The following is a 17,785-nucleotide window of genomic DNA, read 5'->3' as shown; positions in this document are numbered from 1 at the left end:
TCCACCCGATCTGCCCGTTGCAAGCCCGCACCCTCTGGGTGATCCATAAAACGCGCCCCTCGCAGCCTTCAACACCATGTTTTATATAGGAAATATAATGGTCAGGACAGCGAAATCAGCGCCTTACTTGGGAAATGTGGGCTTCCTGTCTTGGCTCGCCATTACGTGAAAGCCAGGAACAGGGAGAGTTCTCATGGCCTTTTCAACCCGGATCGCACACCGTATCTTGCCACCGGCATCACGCTGTCTGGACAACGAACTACCGCTACAAGATGCTGCGCAGGGCCATGCGCGGACGCATCTCTGGAATCACTTTTCAGCTTGAGGGGACTGCTATGGTCCGGCTTCTGTCTTGGCTGCCCAGTGCTGCGAGAAACTACTATTCACAAAGAGACCTAGGTTTTTCAAAGGATGTGATGAGATAATCTTCCCCCTGTGGTTGCTCATAGAGGGTATAATAGCAGCGTGATCCGGTTGGAGAATGGCCGAGTTGCCACTGGAAACCACGGCCCTTGGCGCCACCGTCAATTTGGTTAACCGGCGGACCATATTTTGCCTGAACCTCTGACAGCGTTTTCCCGACAAGGGACTGCATCACACCTGTTGCGCAACCAACAATACCAAGCAGCAAAACCAGAGCTAATTTTTCATATTCAACTTCAAAGGTGAAGAGTGACAATTTTAAAAATTGAAATCAACCTCAGAAGGTCGCGGGCAAGATCACCCGTTTGCAGACGATCCAACGGTAAGGGCGATATTACCGCCTCATGAGCCAGACGGCTTTGCTTTTAGACCGGCCCAAAGGAGCCACGCTCGACGGTCCTCACTGAGGCTGAGGGGGCGGCCATCGCCGCGTTTCGGCGCCACACGCTGCTGCCGCTTTCGTTGACTCATCGCAGACCTACCTTGGCACACTGATGCCGCCGGGCACGATCACATTCTCGGAGCATTGCGCAAACACGGCTTGCAGGATGATCTACGAAAATGTGCATGTCGGCGATACCACTGTTTCTTGAAGAGTAAATTCTGAACGTCTAAGACGACTGTAAACGTGAGCTATCCCGGATGGGACGGGGTGTTTTCCAATTTGATGCGAGGGTTCCGTGATCGGGGAGTTCTCGGCCAGGGATTTGTACCATGCATGCCATGCGATGGCCTTTGATCGGGTTGTTTATCTACGCCTCGATTTTCTTTCTGAACTGGGCATCAGGGTTCCTGATCCCGATGACGGCGGCGCTTTTGGGGTATCTTGCCAGCATGCCGCTTGAGCGCCGGCTTTCAAGACTGGGCGTTCCCAGCATCATCACCGCGCTTTTCGTCGTTTTCGGTCTCGCATGTATCATCATCTTTGTCATGTTCTCGCTTGTCACGCCGCTTACCGAGCTGATCAACAATCTGCCCGCCATGCTCAGCCGCCTGCGATATGATCTTGCCAACAGCGCGGGTGGGGTTTTCGACAGGCTTCAGGATGCGGCAGATGCAACGGTCGAGGCGTTGAGCGACGATGACGGCACCGCGCTTGAGGTCCGGGTGAAAGAAGATCAGGGCATCGTTTTTCGTATCGCATCGATCGCGCCCTCACTTGCCGGCCAGTTGATCTTTACCCTGGTCATGCTGCTGTTCCTGATCGCTTCGGGACGGAGTTTCGTGAGAAAGTTTGTCTCGGTCCTGCCGAGCCTAGAAGACAAGAGGGTCGCGGTGCGGGTGGTAAATGAGGTCGTGGACCGCCTTGCCATTTATCTCGCGGGTATCAGCCTGATAAACGCCGGTCTCGGGCTGTCGATCGGATTGCTTGCCTGGGCTCTGGATATCCCCAATCCTCTGCTGTTCGCCCTGATCGGTTTTTCCTTCAACTTCATACCCTATCTCGGAGCAATCGCCGGCGCCTGTCTCATGGCCTTGACCAGCTATAGCGCCTTTGGCGATTTCTGGGCGGCATTCCTGGCGTTGGGCGGATACATGGCGCTGTCTGGGATCGAGGGGCAATTCGTGACGCCTTATGTGATCTCGGGCAGGTTGAAGCTCAATCCGACGATCGTTTTTGCAGCAGTCGCGTTCTTTGCCTGGATCTGGTCGGTCATCGGCATGGTTGTCGCGGTTCCGATTCTGGCGTCCGCCAAGATCATTCTCGATCATTTCCCCTCAACCAGAAAGATCGGGCTTTTCCTCGGCGCAGAGGACGAAAGCCTCATTGAGACTTAGGCGAGCGGAAAATTCCGGACTCGTGCAAATCGTGGAATGTAGCGATTTCGAGCGTGGCATGGAGTTGCCAGGCAGCGTCGATTGAATGCGACCGTTGATGTGAGATGCGACTTGGTTGCATGACCGATGTCGGCGCCGTCGCCGCGACGGTTCTCCGCCTGACGCGATGACCCATGTCGTCTGGCTGTCATTCCTGTCTATCAGGCCAACGCCGGCAAGCTCGTCTCTATCGTGAAAATTCCCGTTCAATCAGATCAGAAATGGCAGCTTCGGACCGCCTGAGAATACAGTTGTTATCCGCACTCCCACGCCGCGTCGAAAAAGGCCCGTTCGCAGGCCACGGCCTGTTGGAACATCGCGGTGGCGTCTGTCCTTTGTTGATCGTCGAGATCTGGCCAGATGCTGTCGAGCTGGCCGCGGAGATAGGCCACGACAGCTTCAAATCTTTCGCCGCTGTGCAGGTCGATCCACTCTGCAAACCAGAAAGGCAGTTCCGGGTCGTAGGCGGCATAGCGCGTTGCCCATGTGAGATAGCTCCATTCGGCGACCACGAGCACCGCGAGCATCTGTTCGTACCGTCCCGAGAGCCGCGCCCCGGTCATCAGCGTCTGAAACGCGCGGGTGGCGGGCGCGGCGGGCGCGTTGCGGTCGTCTTCGGAAACCTTCAATGCTTCGAAGCTACGCAGGAAATAGGTGTTTTCGTCGCTGGTCACCAACCCGAGAAACTGCGCCGCGGGCAGGCCGTCGGCCAGTGTCGGCGCATGGGCGATGGCGGTGGCCAGTAATCTCACGAAGTGGTCAATGAACTTGTAATCCTGAACGAGATACCAGCGCATCCTGTCTTGCGACAGTGATCCGTCCGCCAGCGACTTGCAAAACGGATGGTCGGTGGCCGCGTTCCAGTCCTCTTGAACGGAGTGTTGCAGCAGATCCGTGGCGCGCATGTCTGAGCCCTCTAGGTGATGGATATGCCCCGCGCATAGCGGGTGAGTTGGGTGGCCAGCAGGCCGACGAGGATGTGCAGGACCACCGTCAGGCACGCGAGCACGATCAGGCTGGCGAACATCAGGTCGATCTTGGCCCGCCCGTTGGCAAGCAGCATCAGATATCCGAGCCCGCGCGACGCGCCGACCCATTCGCCGATCACCGCTCCGATCGGGGCATATACCGCCGCCAGACGCAGGCCGGTTCCAAGACTGGGCAGGGCGTTGGGGATCTGGACGTGGCGCAGGAAGTTCCATCTGTTCGCACTCATCGAGATCGACAGATCGCGATAGCCGCTGTCGATCCGGACCAGCCCGTCATGAAAGGCCGAGGTGACGGGGAAATAGATGATCAGAACCGCCATCACGATTTTCGATCCCATGCCATAGCCGAACCACAGAGTCAGCAGTGGTGCCAGGGCGAATACCGGCACGGCTTGCGTGAACACGAGGATCGGCAACATGAGACGTTCCGCCGTGCGGGAATAGGCAAGCTGGATCGCGGTCAGCGCCCCGAGAACCGTGCCGGCCAACAAGCCCAGAAGCACTTCGGTCAGGGTAACCCATGCGTTCTCGGCGATGATCGCCCGGCTGCTCCAGGCCGCCCGTGCCACCCGCCAGGGTGAGGGGAGGATGAAATGTGGTGCATCCGTGATGACCACCACCAGTTGCCAGAGACCGACCCCGATCAGAAGCGCCAGCAGGATATCTCTCAGGCGCATGCCTTGCGGCCTCGCAGATAATCGAGAAGTTGTGCCTGGCAGGCCAGGGTTTCGGGTGCGTTTATCGCACGCAGGGGAGGGGTGACGGGGACGGGCCAGTCCTGCGCGCCCTCACCGGTCAGCACGGTGATCTGATCCGCCAGCCGTGCGGCCTCGGCCGGATCGTGCGTCACCAGCAGCACGGTTCGGCCAACGAGGACTTCGGCGGCAAGTTCCTGCATGTCCGCGCGGGTGCCCGCATCAAGTGCAGAAAAGGGTTCGTCCAGGAACACGACGGGGCGGTCCTCGAACAGGGTACGGGCCAGCGCCGCCCGTTGCCGCATCCCGCCGGAAAGCGTGCCGGGTTTTTGCGCGGCGTGGCGCGACAGCCCGACCCGATCCAGCAGTCGTTCGGCGCGCGCCAGATCGGGGTTTTGACCGCGAAGCCGCGCCCCGACACAGACATTCTCCAGCACCGGTAACCAGGGCAGCAGCAGGTCGGATTGCGCCATATAGCTGATCCGGCCGTCCAGCGGTGCGTTGTCTGTCGCATGAAACGTGCCGCTGAAGACGCCGCCGGTGTCAAGCCCGAGGATCAGGCGCAGGATGGTCGATTTTCCGACGCCCGACTTGCCCAGAAGGCAGGTCCACCTGCCGGCGGGGATATCCAGATCCACATCGAACAGCAGCTTGCCATCAATGCGGTGCCGTCCACGCAACAGGATCCCCGGTGAGCCTGACATCAGCGGTTCAGCCCCATTTGCCAGAAATTGATCTCAAGCCGAGTCGAGCGGGTGAACCGGCTTTGCAACCGTGCCGCACGCGGTGCGCCGGCGAGATCGCCGATCCGCCGCGCCACGGCAGAGTCGATCATCGCGCCCGCCGTGGTGCAAACGGCCTGATAGTCGGGATCGGCATAGGTCGCGATCCATTCGGCATAGGGCGTATCGGCGTTTTTTTCATTCGCAAGGCGCAGCCCGATTTCGCCGTAACCCATAACGCAGGGCGCCAGAGCGGCCATGATGTCGAGAAAATCACCTTGCAAACCGGCATCCATGACATAGCGGGTATAGGCGAGGTTTTCATCCGCCTCGGCCGCGTTGAACAAGGTGGTCTCGTCGATCCCTTCTTGCGCGCATGTCATGATGTGCAGCCCCATCTCGTGGTTGACCAGCGCATCGACCGTGCCGGCGCAGACCCGCATCTCGTCCAGCGTTTCCGCCTTGACGAGGGCCAGCGACCACGCGCGGGAAAAATGCACGAGAAACACGTAATCCTGGATCAGGTAATGCAGAAAACACGCGTGCGGCAGCGTGCCGTCGCGCAGGCCCTCGACAAACGGATGATGTGTATACGTATGCCACGACTCTGCCGCGCCCGCGCGCCAGAGGCCGAAGGTCTTGCCATAGTCGGGGCGCATCATTCCGCTGTCACGTCGATTGCGATCTCGGAGACGGCGTTCACGTTCGGGGTCAGCCCGGCCTCGTTTAGAAAGCTTTCGAACGCGGCATAGCGCCCGGCGTCCAGCGCGGCGGGGCGCAACGCGAACCTGGGCAGCGTGTCGGTCCAGGCCCGCGCGTTCAACTCGTCCTGAAGCTCGGCAGAGGTTCCGGAGAACACCTCCCAGCTGTCTTGCGGGTGGTTCACGATATATTGTGTCGCCTTCTCGGTTGCGGCGAGAAAGCGGGCGATCATGTCCTTGTCCATCGACCCGGTATTCGCGACGTAGATAAGCTCGTCATACGCCGGAAGGCCCTCTTCCTCGACGAAAAAGCAGTTGCCCTCGACGCCTTCTATGTCCATCTGGTTCAATTCGAAATTCCGGTAGGCCCCGATCACGGCATCCACCTGTCCCGACATCAGCGACGGTGACAGCGACCAGTTCACGTTGACAAGCTCGACATCGTCCAGTGACAGATCGTGATGGCGCAGGATTGATCCAAGCACCGCTTCCTCAACTCCGCCAACCGAAAATCCGACCTTTTTGCCTGTCAGATCCGCAGGTGTCCGGATCGGCCCGTCGGCCAGTGTCAGCAGACAGTTCAGCGGCGTGGCCACCAGTGTTCCGACCCGCTGCAACGGCAGGCCTTCGTGGATTTGCAGGTGCAGTTGCGGCTGATAGGAAATCGCCAGATCCGCCTGACCCGCCGCGACCAGCTTGGGCGGGTCGGAGGGATCCGCAGGGGCGATGATTTCGACCGCGAGATCCTGCTCTGCAAAATAGCCCTTTTCCTGCGCGACGATGATCGGCCCATGGTCCGGGTTGATGAACCAGTCGAGGATGATGGTCATGTCATCCGCAGCCATCAGCGGCGAAGCTGCAAACGCAATGGTGGCGGTCAGTGAAGCAAGTCTCATTTGGTGGATCCTTCGTTGGATGGCGTATCGCCCATTGCGATGAGTGAAATTTCTCCGTCCCAATAGGTGCGGAGGGTGGTGGCCGCCTGCCAGGCCCGCAGACCGGAGCGGCACACCATGACAGCGCGCTGGTCGCCGGCGGGTCGGGGTTTCCGCTCGGCGAATTCCGCCACGCTCAGGCGTCGGGCATGGGCGCAGACCGGTGCGGGCGCTTCGCCGGTGTCGCGCAGTTCGACGACGAAATCGGGCGCGGCGATTGCGCCAGGGGCGATGAACATCAGATCCGGCTGTGGATCCGGCGCGGTATCGAACCGGAAGCCGGATGTTCGGAAGCTTTGCATGTCAAAGCGGATCAACTGGCCCAGCGGTGATGGAGATTGCCCCAGGAGACTGGCCAGTGCCATCTGCGCCTGCGCGGCTCCGATCATGCCGACCACCGGCCCCATGACGCCCGCGGTGGCACAGGTTGCGGCGCGGTCGGGCAGGTCGGGAAAGACCGCGCGCAACGAAGGAGCGGTTCCGCAGAACCCACCGACATATCCGGCAAGGCCGAGCGCCGAGGCGCTGATCAGCGGTATGCCCGCCGCGCGGCAGGCATCGGACAGGATATAACTGGTCGCGAAACTGTCGGCGCAATCCAGCACAAGGCAGCTTTGCCCCACGAGACCCGGGGCATTTGCCGGGTCCAGCGACTGCACAAGCGGTTCAATCCTGCAATCACGGTTCAATGCGCGCAGGGTTTTTGCGGCGGCGCTGACCTTGGGTTCGCCGATGTCGGCCTCGCGGAACAGGGTCTGCCGGTGCAGGTTCGACATCGCAACGGTATCGCCGTCCACGAGCGTGAGCCGCCCGACACCCGCGCCGACGAGATATTGCAGGACCGGGGCGCCCAGGCCCCCGACGCCGACAACCAGAACATGAGCCGCTGCGAGAGCGGCTTGCCCGACGTCGCCGACCTCGGGCAGGCAGGTCTGGCGCGCGTAGCGGTTCATCGCGTCGCTGCCAGCCATGCGCGCACACGGTCCTCGGGGTTGTCGTTCAGGGTGATGTCGGTGACGGCGGCGACGATGTCGGCCCCGGCCTGAAACGCACCGGGCGCGCGTTCGACCGACAGGCCCCCGATTGCCACCAGCGGCGTATCCCCGATCAACCCGCGCCATGTTGTCAGCCGGTCGAGTCCCTGCTCGTGCCACTTCATTTTCTTGAGGATCGTCGGATAGATCGGCCCGAGGGCGATGTAATCCGGCGCCAGCGCTTGCGCACGCGCCAGTTCCGTCTTGTCATGCGTGCTGATGCCCAGACGCAGGCCCGCGTCACGGATCGCGGTGATATCGGCGTCATCCAGGTCTTCCTGGCCAAGGTGGACAAAGGCACATCCTTCATCGATCGCGATCTGCCAATAGTCGTTGACGATCAGCGTGCAGCCGTGGGCGTCGCAGACCGACTTGGCGCTGCGTACCTGCGCGCGGATCTCGTCGGTCGATGCGTCCTTGATGCGCAGTTGTACCAGCTTGATCCCGAGCGGCACCAGCCGGTCAAGCCAGGCGGCGCTGTCGAAAATCGGATAGAAGCGGTCGAGTGTCATTCCAGAAACGCCTTCCCGATGACCGGTGTCGAGGGCGCGGCCATGTCGCGCGGCTCCATCGGGTCGGCGGCATGGGCCTGTTGGCCCGCACGGATCGCATTGGCAAAGGCCTCTGCCATCGCGGGGGGATCACCGGCCCTGGCAACCGCGGTGTTCAGCAGCACCGCGTCAAAGCCCAGTTCCATCGCCGCTGCCGCCTGTGAAGGTAGCCCCAGCCCGGCGTCGATCACCAGCGGGGTGTCGGGAAAATGGGCGCGCATCGCCCGCAGCCCAAAGATGTTGTTCAGCCCCAGCCCCGACCCGATGGGCGCGCCCCAGGGCATCAGAACCTCGCATCCCGCCCGCAACAACCTGTCGGCCACGACGAGATCCTCGGTGGTGTAGGGAAACACCTGAAATCCGTCTTCCGAGAGGATCCGCGCGGCTTCGACAAGGCCGAATACATCCGGTTGAAGCGTGTCTTCCTCGCCGATGACCTCAAGCTTGATCCACCTGGTATCAAAGACCTCGCGCGCCATGTGGGCCGTCGTCACGGCCTCCTTGACGCTGTGGCACCCGGCGGTGTTGGGCAGGACGTGAACGCCAAGATCGCGGATCAGTTGCCAGAAATCCTGTCCCTGACGATCGCGACCGCTTTCCCGTCGCAGCGATACGGTCGCGACGCTCGCGGCACTGCGCCGGAACGCATCGGCGAGGATCGCGGGCGACGGGTATTGTGCGGTGCCAAGCATGAAGCCGCTGGCAAGGCGGGTGCCGTAAAAGTCGCGCATTGTCTTATCCGCCCTGCATGGGCGCGAGCACTTCGATGCGGTCGCCCTCGGTCAGAGCATGTCCGGCGCGCAATGACGCCGGCACAAATTCGCCATTCACGGCGGTGGCAACCTTGGCGCCGCCGAACCCCTCCGCTTCGAGCAGGTCGGCCAGAGTGGTGCCCTGCATGTCGACCGGATCGCCGTTAATCTGCACTTTCATCCATCACCTCTGGGGTTTTGTTGTCAAAGATCAGTTCGGCCACCATCCGTGCCAATGCCGGGGCCAGAAGAAAACCGTGGCGATACAAACCATTGGCCCGGATCAGGTTTCCGTCGCGCCGGATGCGTGGCATGTTGTCGGGAAAGGCCGGACGGCTGTCGACACCGATTTCGATGACCTCGGCCTCGCCAAAGGCAGGGTTCAGCGCATAGGCCGCGCTGAGCAATTCGAGCATTGAACGCGCGGTGACATGTTTGCCTGCGCTGCCTTCGATCATCGTCGCGCCCAGCATGAAGATGCCGTCGCCGCGCGGCACGATATAGAGCGGCACGCGCGGGTGCAGCAACCGGATGGGCCGGTGCAGTTCGATTTCCGGGCAGGACAACACCAGCATTTCGCCCTTGACGCCGCGCAGATCGCGCAGGGCGTCGCGGGCCTGAAATCCACGGCAATCGATTGTCAGACCTCGTTTGGCACAGGCGTCCGGATCGGCGTTCTCTTGCACGAATGTAACGCCATCTGCGGCAAGGCCGGCCCGCAGATGCGCAAGGGCTGCGCGCGGCGCCAGATGCGCCTCGGTTTCAAAGAACAGCCCGCTTGTGAAACGGTCGCCAAGGTCGGGCTCGAGCGCCGCGATTTCGGGGCCTGCGAGCTTGCGATACCCGCTGGTGCGGCGCGCAAAGCGCACAAGGTCCGATTTGTCGCGGTTTGGCGACACCACAAGCGAGCCGTGGCGTACCACGGCACCGGTTTGGGCCGCCCACCATTCCGCCGCTTCCGAACCGAGGCGCACCACCGGTTCCTCGGCGCTTTCGCCCTCGCAGAACGGGGCGAGCATACCGCCCGCCCACCACGAACAGGCATGTGGCCCGGGCTCTGACTGGCGGTCGACCATCGTGATCCTTGCGCCGCGATCCAGCAGGGCGCGGGCAATGCACAGGCCCGCGACACCGGCCCCTATGATGGTGATGTCCGTCATGACCACTGCGCGTGGAAGTGGTGGACGGGACCATGACCATCGCCGATGTGCAGATCGTCCGCCGCGCGGATCGCGGATTGCAGATAGCCATGTGCCGCTCTGACGGCGGCAGGGAGATCGGCCCCCCTTGCCAGATGCGCGGCAATCGCCGCCGAATAGGTGCAGCCGGTGCCATGTGTATTTCGCGTGTGCACCCGTGCGGCCTCGCAGGTCGCGATCACACCCGTCGCATCGATCAGCAGGTCGGTACAGGTTTCGCCGCTGGCATGGCCGCCCTTCATCAGGACGCTTTGCGGCCCCATCGCCACCAGACGCCGGCCCTGTTCTGCCATCGCTTCGGGGGAGCGCGCCTCGGGTTCGCCGAGCAGCCGCGCGGCCTCGGGCAGGTTCGGGGCCAGGACCGTCGCGCGGGGCAGGATATGGCGGATCATTGCCTCGACCGCCGCGTCCTGCAACAGCGCGTCGCCGGATTTCGCGATCATCACCGGATCGACCACGACCGGGCCGTCAAATGTATCAAGGCATTTTGCAGTGGTTTCGATGACTGCCGGCGAAAACAGCATTCCGATCTTGATTGCATCGACGTCAAGATCTGACAGCACCGCTTCGATCTGCGCGGCGACGATCGCGGCCGGGATCTCGTGCACGGCGGTCACCGCCGTGGTGTTTTGCGCTGTCACTGCGGTGATCACGCTCGCGCCATAGGCGCTGTTTGCGCAGATCGACTTGATGTCTGCCTGCACCCCGGCGCCGCCTCCGCTGTCAGAGCCTGCAATCGTCAGGGCAATCGGGGTCTTGGCATTCAACGGCACGTCTCCGGTTTTTCGGGCGTGCCAGCGGGGAAGTGAGTTCATGCGCGGTTGCGCGATCTACCCGTTCCCTACGCCGGTATTGCCCGGATCAGGTTCGACGGGTCGGTGCGCGCACCTCTCAGCCCATAGGGCCCCCCGACGGATGATTGTCTGGCCGAATGCCCCGAACGGGGCCGATGCGACCTATGTCATGACGTGAATAGGAGTGGATCGCCGGAAACGCAATCCCCAATCCCCGATGCGGCATGGTGAATATCCGCGGCCAGCCGGAATGGCGTGCATCGGTCCGCTGGTTGCTGCCCTGTTCGACCTGCGATAGGTCTGAGACCGACACAGCAGGAGGCGACGAAATGACCCTGAAGGTATATCTATCCGGCGAAATTCACACGGACTGGCGCGAACAGATCATTGATGGATCGCAGGGGCTGGATGTGAGTTTCAACAGCCCGGTCACCGATCACGATGCCAGCGACGATTGCGGGGTGGCCATCCTCGGGGCCGAGCCGAACAAGTACTGGCACGACCACAAGGGTGCGATGGTCAACGCGATCCGCACGCGCAAGGGGTTGGCGGATGCCGATGTCGTGGTGGTTCGTTTCGGCGACAAGTACAAGCAATGGAACGCCGCCTTTGACGCGGGCTATGCGGCGGCATTGGGCAAGTCGCTGATCGTGCTGAATCCGCCCGAGCACCAGCATGCGCTCAAGGAGGTGCACGCGGCGGCGCTCGCCGTGGCCGAGGAACCGCGCCAGGTGGTCGAAGTGCTGCGCTATGTGCTGACCGGCAAGCTGCCGGACTGATTGAAACCAGACCCTGCGATGGCGTTTTTTCGCCGCCCGGCGTTTCGGGGAGAAGACGCCGCGCTTTCCCCCTGTTTTCAGTGCATTTTGTGAGCTAGAATTCTGCCACATCGCAGGGATGTGATTTCAATTCGAACTTCTTTCCAGGGGAAATGATAGTGATTCAGGAATTCAAGGACTTTATCGCCAAGGGCAACGTCATGGACATGGCCGTTGGCATCATTATCGGTGCGGCCTTTACCGCAATTGTCGGATCATTGGTGTCCGACCTGATCAATCCCATTATCAGCCTTTTCATGGGCGGTATCGATTTCTCCGGGCAATATATCGTGCTCGGCGATGGTGAGTATTCCTCGATTGCAGAAGCCGAAGAAGCCGGTGCGGCGGTTTTTGCCTGGGGTCGTTTCGTCATGGCGGTGATCAACTTCTTTATCATCGCCTTCGTTGTTTTCCTGCTGGTCAAGGCCGTTAACCGCGCGAGATCGCTGGGCGAAAAGCCTGCAGAAGAGGCTCCCGCAGAACCCGCCGGTCCGAGCGAGGTCGATTTGTTGATCGAGATTCGCGACACTCTCAAAAAGCAATAAAAATACCACTCGCGCGAATGGAAAGGGCTTGCTTCCGGCAGGCCCTTTTTCTTTAACCGGACCAGGATCAACAAAACAGCAAAAGGCGGAATGAATGGAACAGTTGACGGAACAATTGGGTGGATTTGGACCGCTCGTTCTGAATGCGGCCAAGGCGCTGGTCGTTCTGATTATTGGCTGGATATTTGCGGGCGTCCTTTCGAACTTTGTACGCCAGCGGGTGAACCGGCATCCGCGGATCGACAAGACGCTGGGCAATTTTGTCGCCAGCATGGTGCGTTGGATCGTTTTGCTCATCGTGCTGGTCGCGGTTCTGGGCATCTTCGGTATCGAGGCGACCAGCCTTGTGGCGATGCTGGGCGCGGCGACCCTTGCCATAGGGCTTGCTTTGCAGGGGACGCTTGCGGACCTCGCGGCAGGCTTCATGCTGATCCTGTTTCGGCCCTACAAGCTCGGTCAATATGTCGATGTGGCGGGCACCTCGGGTACGGTCGTCGATCTCAACCTGTTCTTCACCGAACTGGCAACTCCCGACAATGTGCAGATCATCATTCCAAACGGGCAGGCCTGGGGGGCGATCATTCAGAACTATTCCCACCACGACACCCGTCGCGTCGATCTGGTCTTTGGCATCGACTATGACGACGATGCCGGCAAGGCGATGCAGATCATCCTTGATCAGGCGAATGCCGACAACCGCGTTCTGAAAGACCCGGAGCCGTGGGTCCGGGTGACGAATCTGGGCGACAGTTCGGTTGACCTGACAACGCGCATCTGGTGCAAAGCGGCGGATTACTGGGACCTCAAATTCCATATGACCCGCAGCGTCAAGGAAGCATTTGACGCCCAAGGCATCTCGATTCCCTATCCGCACACGGTTGAAATCAAGAAAGAGGACTGATTCCGCACGGAACCACAAAGATCTGGCCGGATGTCATTTCTGCTGATTGACACCGGCCCCGGTCCTCGCTAATTGGCCCCCCAAGGTTCGGCGTGATAGCTCAGCTGGTTAGAGCACAGCACTCATAATGCTGGGGTCGGCGGTTCAAGTCCGCCTCACGCTACCAACCTTTTCCACTTTTGATACGCACAAAATGCCCGCGTCGACGCATGCCCGCAGCGTGGCTGTGCTCAATGCGCGCGGGACGGTGCCATGCCCCGCGCGAGTTGCTGTGGTTTTTACGCGATTGCCTGTTCCGGAGGGCAGACCGGGATGCCGAGCGCCTCGCCCACGGCGGCATAGGTGAGCTGACCCGCGTGCACATTCAGACCCGCCAGCAAGTGGGGATCATCGGTGCAGGCCTGTTTCCAACCCTTGTCCGCAAGCGCCAGCATGAACGGCAGCGTCGCATTCCCCAGCGCGATGGTCGATGTACGGGCCACGGCGCCCGGCATGTTGGCAACGCAATAGTGCATTACTCCATCAACCTCGTAGATCGGATCGCTGTGGGTGGTCGCCCTTGAGGTTTCAAAGCACCCGCCCTGATCGATGGCCACATCGACCAGCACGGCACCGGGTTTCATGCCGCCCAACTGGGCGCGTGTCACCAGCTTGGGGGCCGCCGCGCCGGGAATCAGGACGGCACCGATCACCATGTCCGCCTGCGGCAGCAGTTCGTCCATCAACCCTGCCGTTGAATACCCGGTCTTGAACACGTCGCCGAACACATCGTCGAGATACCTCAGCCGTGGCAACGACCGGTCAAGCACAGTGACATCCGCGCCCATCCCCGCCGCGACGCGCGCCGCATGAGTCCCGACCACGCCGCCGCCGATCACGATGATGCGCGCTGGCCCGACACCGGGCACGCCCCCCATCAACACGCCGCGTCCGCCATTTGCCTTTTGCAGCGTCCATGCTCCGACCTGCGGCGCAAGGCGGCCTGCAACCTCTGACATGGGGGCCAGCAAGGGCAGCCCGCCCTGGCGGTCGGTCACCGTTTCATAGGCAATGGCGGTACAGCCGCTGTCGAGCAGGTCGCGGGTTTGCTCCGGATCGGGGGCAAGGTGCAGGTAGGTGAACAACACCTGTCCCTCGCGCAGCATCTTGCGCTCGACCGCCTGCGGTTCCTTGACCTTGACGATCATCTCGGCCTGTTCGAATACTTCCGCTGCGGTCCCTACGATCGTGGCGCCCACGGCGGCATAGGCCGCGTCTTCAAATCCGGCACCGATACCGGCTTGCGTTTCAATCAGAACCTCGTGCCCGTGTGAGATGGCTTCCTGGGCAGCGTTCGGAGTGATCCCGACGCGAAATTCCTGGGGTTTGATTTCCTTGGGGCAGCCAAGCTTCATGGTAAATCCTGTTTAGAGTTTCGGTATGAAGCGAGTATTGAACGATGTGGCCGCAAGGTTCGTGATTTTGTTACTGGCAGCCTGCGGAAAAATCGAATAATCTTGCGAAATTCCGTCGAATAACGCAAAGGAGTTGCGCGAATGGGGCTAGACGCGCTCGACCGGCGCATTCTCGCTGTTCTACAGGCATCGGGCCGGATTTCCAATTCGGACCTGTCGGACAAGGTCAATTTGTCGCCTTCGGCCTGCCATCGTCGGGTGCAGCGCCTGGATGCAGAGGGCTATATCCGCGATTATGTGGCACTGCTGGATGCGCGCAAGATGGGCGTGGGCACCACCGTTTTTGTCGAAATCACGCTGCAGGGACAGGCCGATGAGGTGCTCGACGCTTTCGAAAAAGCGGTGTCGCGCATTCCGGATGTGCTTGAATGTCACCTGATGGCGGGATCGGCGGATTACCTGCTCAAGGTCGTTGCCGAGAATACCGAGGATTTCGCGCGCATCCATCGCCAGTTTCTCGCGCGATTGCCGGGCGTTGTACAGATGCAAAGCAGCTTTGCCCTGCGCACGGTTTTCAAGACGACGGCGCTGCCGGTGTGATGTACGGGTCTCGATGGCGAGAGGCCGATGCGGTCAGGCGCGCGCATATCCCCGATCAATGGCGCGATTGCGGTATCTGTCGGCCGCGATTGAAGCATCGCGCAGATTGCCAAAGACATTGATGACCCCGTGTCCGCGCCCCCTCGCCACGCCCCATTCCCGCAATACCGATACCTCGCCAAACAGGTTCATCGCGATCTCGACGCGATAGAACCGGGGCGCGCGGCGGGGTGTTTGACGATAGAGCAGACAGATGGCCATGCGCAGATCTTAGGACGCCGGATCCTGCCCGGCAAGAGCCAAAATCCCTGTGTTTCAACTCCAGGTGACGTCGCCCAGAAATATGTAGCCGGCACCATAGATCGTCTTGATCAGGCGGGGGTTCTTGGGGTCTTCGCCGAGCTTTGTGCGCAGCCGCGAGATGCGCACATCCATCGCCCGGTCAAAACTTTCGCCCGCAGCACCGCCAAGGCTTTCCTGCATCTGCGCGCGGCTGATCAGGCGCTTGGGGCTGTCCAGAAACAGGCGCAAAACCTCGGCCTCGGCGTGGGAAAACGTGGTTTCCCGGCCCGCCGCATCTTCCAGCGCGTAGCGTTCGAAATGCGCGATCCAGCCGTTGAAATACGCGGTGTTTCCTGTCGGGGGTGTGGCGCGGTTGCTGCGCAGGCGGGCGCGGATGCGCGCCACGACCTCGGCGGGGTCGAACGGTTTGGTGATGTAATCGTCGGCCCCCAGTTCCAGACCCGCAACGCGGTCCTGCACCTGGGCGCGGCCGGAAATGATGATCACCGATGCGCCCTGTTCCAGCGCCAGCCGATGCACAAGGGCCAGCCCGTCGGTATCCGGCAGCGACAGATCGACGAGGCAGACATCCGGAGTGGCATGTTTCAGCGATGCCTCGAATTCGCGGGCGCGCGCAAAGCTCTGGGTGCGAAAACCCGCCTCGCTCAGAACCTCGCCCAGCATCCGCCGGATCTCGGGCTCGTCATCGAGTATCGTGACAAAGGGTTCGCTCATGCGGCAGCCTCCGGCTTGATCAGTGCCGCGAGCTGGGCGGCGGAAAACGGTTTGTGCAGGACCGGTGCAACCGCGAGCGCCGCCACATGCAAAGGGTCGTCTGCAGGGAGCGAGGTCATCAGGACACAGGGCAACTTGCCGCCGTCCAGCCGCTCAACAAGATCAAGCCCCGTACCACTTCCACTCAGGTTGATGTCGGACAGAACCAGTGAAATGTCTTCAACATCCGCAATCAGCGCCGCGGCTTCGTCAACCGAGGTGGCCTCGATCACTGCATGTCCGAGGTCGATCAGCATGTCGCGAAAGGTGGCGCGCAGCGCCTCGCTGTCCTCGACCAAAAGGGTCAGTCCGCCGCTGGTGGTCGGGGCGGCGCGATAGGGCAGACGCAATGTGACGCTGGCCCCCGTGATCGTGTTGCCAAGTTGTAGGTCGCCACCGGCCAGTTTGGTCATGTCATAGACCATCGGCAGGCCAAGGCCGCTGCCTTCGCCGCCCTTGGTCGTGAAGAAAGGGTCCAGCGCCTTGTCCAGCGCATCAGCCGAAAAGCCCGGACCGGTATCGGATACCGTGATTTCGATCCAGGTCTGGTCGATGCAATGGGCGCTGATGGTGATCTGGCCGGCGGCGCCGCACGCATCCCGCGCGTTCAGGATGAGATTGAGCAGCGAATCCTGCAACAGACCGGCATCCAGCAGCAGGAGTTCATCGGGCATGTGGTCGAGAACGGTCAGGCCCATGGCCTGCGGCATGCTCGGGGTCGCCAGGAGCTTGAGATCAGAGAGCAACACATGCATGTCGGTCGCCTTGGGTCGCAGGGTTCGCCCGCTGGTCATGTCGGCAAGCCGGTTGAGCAGGCGCCCGCCGCGTCGTGCCGCCGATTGGGTTGCGGACACGAGGTCGTTGGCGTCGGGGGGCAGGGTCATCCGGGCGAGTCTGGACTGCATTCCCAGGATGATGGTCAGCAGATTGGAAAAGTCATGGGCAAGTCCGCGGGTCATCTGCGCGGCGAGGGCACGCCTGTGCGATTGCTGCAGCGCGACCCGGGCCTGGGTCTCGCCGGTGACATCCATCGACAGGATATAGACCCCGCCGGTGCCGTCCGGGGTAAAGGCCACGCGGATACGCCGGGCGCTGTGGTTTTCGGTAAATTCGAACACCGGACTTTCACCGGCATAGGCGGCGGTCAGATGTGGTGCGATTCGTTCGAAGGCCGATGCGCCCAGGGCATCGGCAATGTGCATCCCCACGATGTCCTGGGGGCGGCCGGGCATGACGCTGGACAGGCGGCGATTGGAATAGGTGTAGAGCCCCCGGTGGTCCACATGCGCGATGTGGGCGGGCATCATTTCGGTGGTGAGCCGCGTTCGCGCTTCGATCTCTGTCAACTGGCGTTTTGCTTCTTCCAGCGCGGTGATCGTCGCAGCCAGTTCGCGGTTGGTCGCGGCGAGGTCTTCGGCATGGGTCAGCACCTGGTCGCTCAACTCTTCGGAACGGGCGCGCAATAAGGCTTCGGACCGCTTGGCACGGGAGATATCCGTGTAGACCGTGACCCATCCCCCCTGAGGCAGCGGTGAACCTTCGATGGATATGGTCTGGCCGTTGGGGCGCACGCGTTCGACATAATGCGGTACAAAGGCCCGCGCCTGCTCGACCCGCTGACGCACCGCGGTTTCGACATCCTCTTCGGTGCCGTATTCGCCCTTGCTCGCCATATGTCGGATGGTGTCGTCAAAGCGGGCGCCGGTCTGAACCAGATGATCGGGCAGATCGAACATTTCCTGGAACCGGCTGTTGCAAACCGCGAGCCGCAGGTCGCTGTCATAGATCGAGAGGGCCTGGGCAATCAGGTTCAGCCCGACGGTCGTCATCGCCTTGGTCTGGTCGGCAGGGGCGGGAA

The 17,785-nt window shown here is 61.5% G+C and carries 21 protein-coding genes, 1 tRNA gene, 1 pseudogene and 1 riboswitch; of the genes and pseudogenes, 7 read left to right on the top strand and 16 right to left on the bottom strand.

Features of this window, described 5'->3' with window-relative positions; translation table 11 throughout:
- Positions 1 to 379 precede the first annotated feature (379 nt).
- Positions 380 to 679, bottom strand: a complete 300-nt coding sequence (locus AB9K34_RS12180) for a hypothetical protein (protein WP_369954701.1) — start codon at positions 677 to 679, stop codon at positions 380 to 382.
- Between the two features lie 116 nt (positions 680 to 795).
- On the opposite strand from AB9K34_RS12180, the pseudogene AB9K34_RS12175 reads away from it, so the two are divergent.
- Both AB9K34_RS12175 and AB9K34_RS12170 read left to right on the top strand, forming a co-directional pair.
- A pseudogene (locus AB9K34_RS12175) lies at positions 796 to 915 on the top strand (IS481 family transposase); the annotation flags it as partial.
- Between the two features lie 222 nt (positions 916 to 1,137).
- Complete coding sequence (locus AB9K34_RS12170) at positions 1,138 to 2,202, top strand: AI-2E family transporter (protein WP_369954700.1); 1,065 nt, start codon at positions 1,138 to 1,140, stop codon at positions 2,200 to 2,202.
- A 293-nt stretch (positions 2,203 to 2,495) separates the two neighbouring features.
- Here AB9K34_RS12170 and AB9K34_RS12165 read toward each other — a convergent pair whose 3' ends face one another.
- The 11 genes from AB9K34_RS12165 to thiD are packed head-to-tail and all read right to left on the bottom strand — an operon-like array spanning position 2,496 to position 10,634.
- The gene (locus AB9K34_RS12165) at positions 2,496 to 3,146 is read right to left on the bottom strand and encodes a TenA family protein (protein WP_369954699.1); all 651 of its coding nucleotides are present in this window, start codon (positions 3,144 to 3,146) and stop codon (positions 2,496 to 2,498) included.
- An 11-nt stretch (positions 3,147 to 3,157) separates the two neighbouring features.
- Complete coding sequence (locus tag AB9K34_RS12160) at positions 3,158 to 3,907, bottom strand: ABC transporter permease (protein WP_369954698.1); 750 nt, start codon at positions 3,905 to 3,907, stop codon at positions 3,158 to 3,160.
- Positions 3,898 to 4,629 (bottom strand): ABC transporter ATP-binding protein, encoded by a 732-nt coding sequence (locus AB9K34_RS12155; protein ID WP_369954697.1) that lies wholly within the window; start codon positions 4,627 to 4,629, stop codon positions 3,898 to 3,900. The genes AB9K34_RS12160 and AB9K34_RS12155 overlap by 10 nt, the downstream gene beginning before the upstream one ends.
- Complete coding sequence (tenA, locus tag AB9K34_RS12150; protein ID WP_369954696.1) at positions 4,629 to 5,309, bottom strand: thiaminase II; 681 nt, start codon at positions 5,307 to 5,309, stop codon at positions 4,629 to 4,631. Before tenA ends, AB9K34_RS12155 begins: the two co-directional genes overlap by 1 nt.
- Entirely contained in the window at positions 5,306 to 6,244 is a 939-nt protein-coding gene (locus AB9K34_RS12145; protein ID WP_369954695.1) for an ABC transporter substrate-binding protein, read from the bottom strand. Before AB9K34_RS12145 ends, tenA begins: the two co-directional genes overlap by 4 nt.
- Positions 6,241 to 7,254, bottom strand: a complete 1,014-nt coding sequence (locus tag AB9K34_RS12140; protein WP_369954694.1) for a ThiF family adenylyltransferase — start codon at positions 7,252 to 7,254, stop codon at positions 6,241 to 6,243. The genes AB9K34_RS12145 and AB9K34_RS12140 overlap by 4 nt, the downstream gene beginning before the upstream one ends.
- Positions 7,233 to 7,829, bottom strand: coding sequence for a thiamine phosphate synthase (locus AB9K34_RS12135; RefSeq protein WP_369954693.1), 597 nt, complete (start codon positions 7,827 to 7,829; stop codon positions 7,233 to 7,235). Before AB9K34_RS12135 ends, AB9K34_RS12140 begins: the two co-directional genes overlap by 22 nt.
- Positions 7,826 to 8,599, bottom strand: a complete 774-nt coding sequence (locus tag AB9K34_RS12130) for a thiazole synthase (RefSeq protein ID WP_369954692.1) — start codon at positions 8,597 to 8,599, stop codon at positions 7,826 to 7,828. Before AB9K34_RS12130 ends, AB9K34_RS12135 begins: the two co-directional genes overlap by 4 nt.
- Before the next feature lie 4 nt (positions 8,600 to 8,603).
- A complete protein-coding gene (gene thiS / locus AB9K34_RS12125; RefSeq protein ID WP_369954691.1) occupies positions 8,604 to 8,801 on the bottom strand; it encodes a sulfur carrier protein ThiS in 198 nt (65 codons plus the stop codon).
- On the bottom strand, positions 8,785 to 9,780 hold the full coding sequence (locus AB9K34_RS12120; protein WP_369954690.1) for an FAD-dependent oxidoreductase: 996 nt from the start codon (positions 9,778 to 9,780) through the stop codon (positions 8,785 to 8,787). The genes thiS and AB9K34_RS12120 overlap by 17 nt, the downstream gene beginning before the upstream one ends.
- Positions 9,777 to 10,634: a bifunctional hydroxymethylpyrimidine kinase/phosphomethylpyrimidine kinase gene (gene thiD, locus AB9K34_RS12115; protein ID WP_369954689.1), complete on the bottom strand. Its 858-nt coding sequence runs from the start codon at positions 10,632 to 10,634 to the stop codon at positions 9,777 to 9,779. The genes AB9K34_RS12120 and thiD overlap by 4 nt, the downstream gene beginning before the upstream one ends.
- 6 nt (positions 10,635 to 10,640) lie before the next feature.
- Positions 10,641 to 10,740: riboswitch (TPP riboswitch) on the bottom strand.
- Between the two features lie 202 nt (positions 10,741 to 10,942).
- Here thiD and AB9K34_RS12110 point away from each other — a divergent pair.
- From AB9K34_RS12110 to AB9K34_RS12095, 4 genes are all read left to right on the top strand, one after another.
- Positions 10,943 to 11,392 carry a YtoQ family protein gene (locus AB9K34_RS12110; protein WP_369954688.1) on the top strand — a complete coding sequence of 150 codons (450 nt, stop codon included), beginning with the start codon at positions 10,943 to 10,945 and terminating at the stop codon, positions 11,390 to 11,392.
- Positions 11,393 to 11,550: 158 nt separating this feature from the next.
- On the top strand, positions 11,551 to 11,976 hold the full coding sequence (gene mscL, locus AB9K34_RS12105; RefSeq protein ID WP_369954687.1) for a large conductance mechanosensitive channel protein MscL: 426 nt from the start codon (positions 11,551 to 11,553) through the stop codon (positions 11,974 to 11,976).
- A gap of 94 nt (positions 11,977 to 12,070) precedes the next feature.
- Entirely contained in the window at positions 12,071 to 12,877 is an 807-nt protein-coding gene (locus AB9K34_RS12100) for a mechanosensitive ion channel family protein (RefSeq protein ID WP_369954686.1), read from the top strand.
- A gap of 89 nt (positions 12,878 to 12,966) precedes the next feature.
- Positions 12,967 to 13,043 (top strand) — tRNA-Met (locus AB9K34_RS12095).
- 112 nt (positions 13,044 to 13,155) lie between these two features.
- Here AB9K34_RS12095 and ald read toward each other — a convergent pair.
- Positions 13,156 to 14,271 (bottom strand): alanine dehydrogenase, encoded by a 1,116-nt coding sequence (gene ald / locus AB9K34_RS12090; protein WP_369954685.1) that lies wholly within the window; start codon positions 14,269 to 14,271, stop codon positions 13,156 to 13,158.
- 141 nt (positions 14,272 to 14,412) lie between these two features.
- Here ald and AB9K34_RS12085 point away from each other — a divergent pair, with 141 nt between their 5' ends.
- Positions 14,413 to 14,871 (top strand): Lrp/AsnC family transcriptional regulator, encoded by a 459-nt coding sequence (locus tag AB9K34_RS12085; protein ID WP_369954684.1) that lies wholly within the window; start codon positions 14,413 to 14,415, stop codon positions 14,869 to 14,871.
- A 33-nt stretch (positions 14,872 to 14,904) separates the two neighbouring features.
- Here the strand turns inward: AB9K34_RS12085 and AB9K34_RS12080 are convergent, their stop codons facing one another.
- From AB9K34_RS12080 to AB9K34_RS12070, 3 genes are read right to left on the bottom strand one after another with little or no spacing between them, the layout of a single operon-like run.
- Complete coding sequence (locus AB9K34_RS12080) at positions 14,905 to 15,132, bottom strand: WGR domain-containing protein (RefSeq protein WP_369954683.1); 228 nt, start codon at positions 15,130 to 15,132, stop codon at positions 14,905 to 14,907.
- A 54-nt stretch (positions 15,133 to 15,186) separates the two neighbouring features.
- Positions 15,187 to 15,888, bottom strand: a complete 702-nt coding sequence (locus AB9K34_RS12075; RefSeq protein WP_369954682.1) for a response regulator transcription factor — start codon at positions 15,886 to 15,888, stop codon at positions 15,187 to 15,189.
- Complete coding sequence (locus AB9K34_RS12070) at positions 15,885 to 17,756, bottom strand: PAS-domain containing protein (protein ID WP_369954704.1); 1,872 nt, start codon at positions 17,754 to 17,756, stop codon at positions 15,885 to 15,887. Before AB9K34_RS12070 ends, AB9K34_RS12075 begins: the two co-directional genes overlap by 4 nt.
- Between the last annotated feature and the right edge of the window lie 29 nt (positions 17,757 to 17,785).

Source organism: Sedimentitalea sp. XS_ASV28, from assembly GCF_041224545.1.
GTDB lineage: Bacteria > Pseudomonadota > Alphaproteobacteria > Rhodobacterales > Rhodobacteraceae > Sedimentitalea.
The sequence above is the reverse complement of the archived record's forward strand: the minus strand, read 5'-3'. Positions and strand labels throughout refer to the sequence as shown.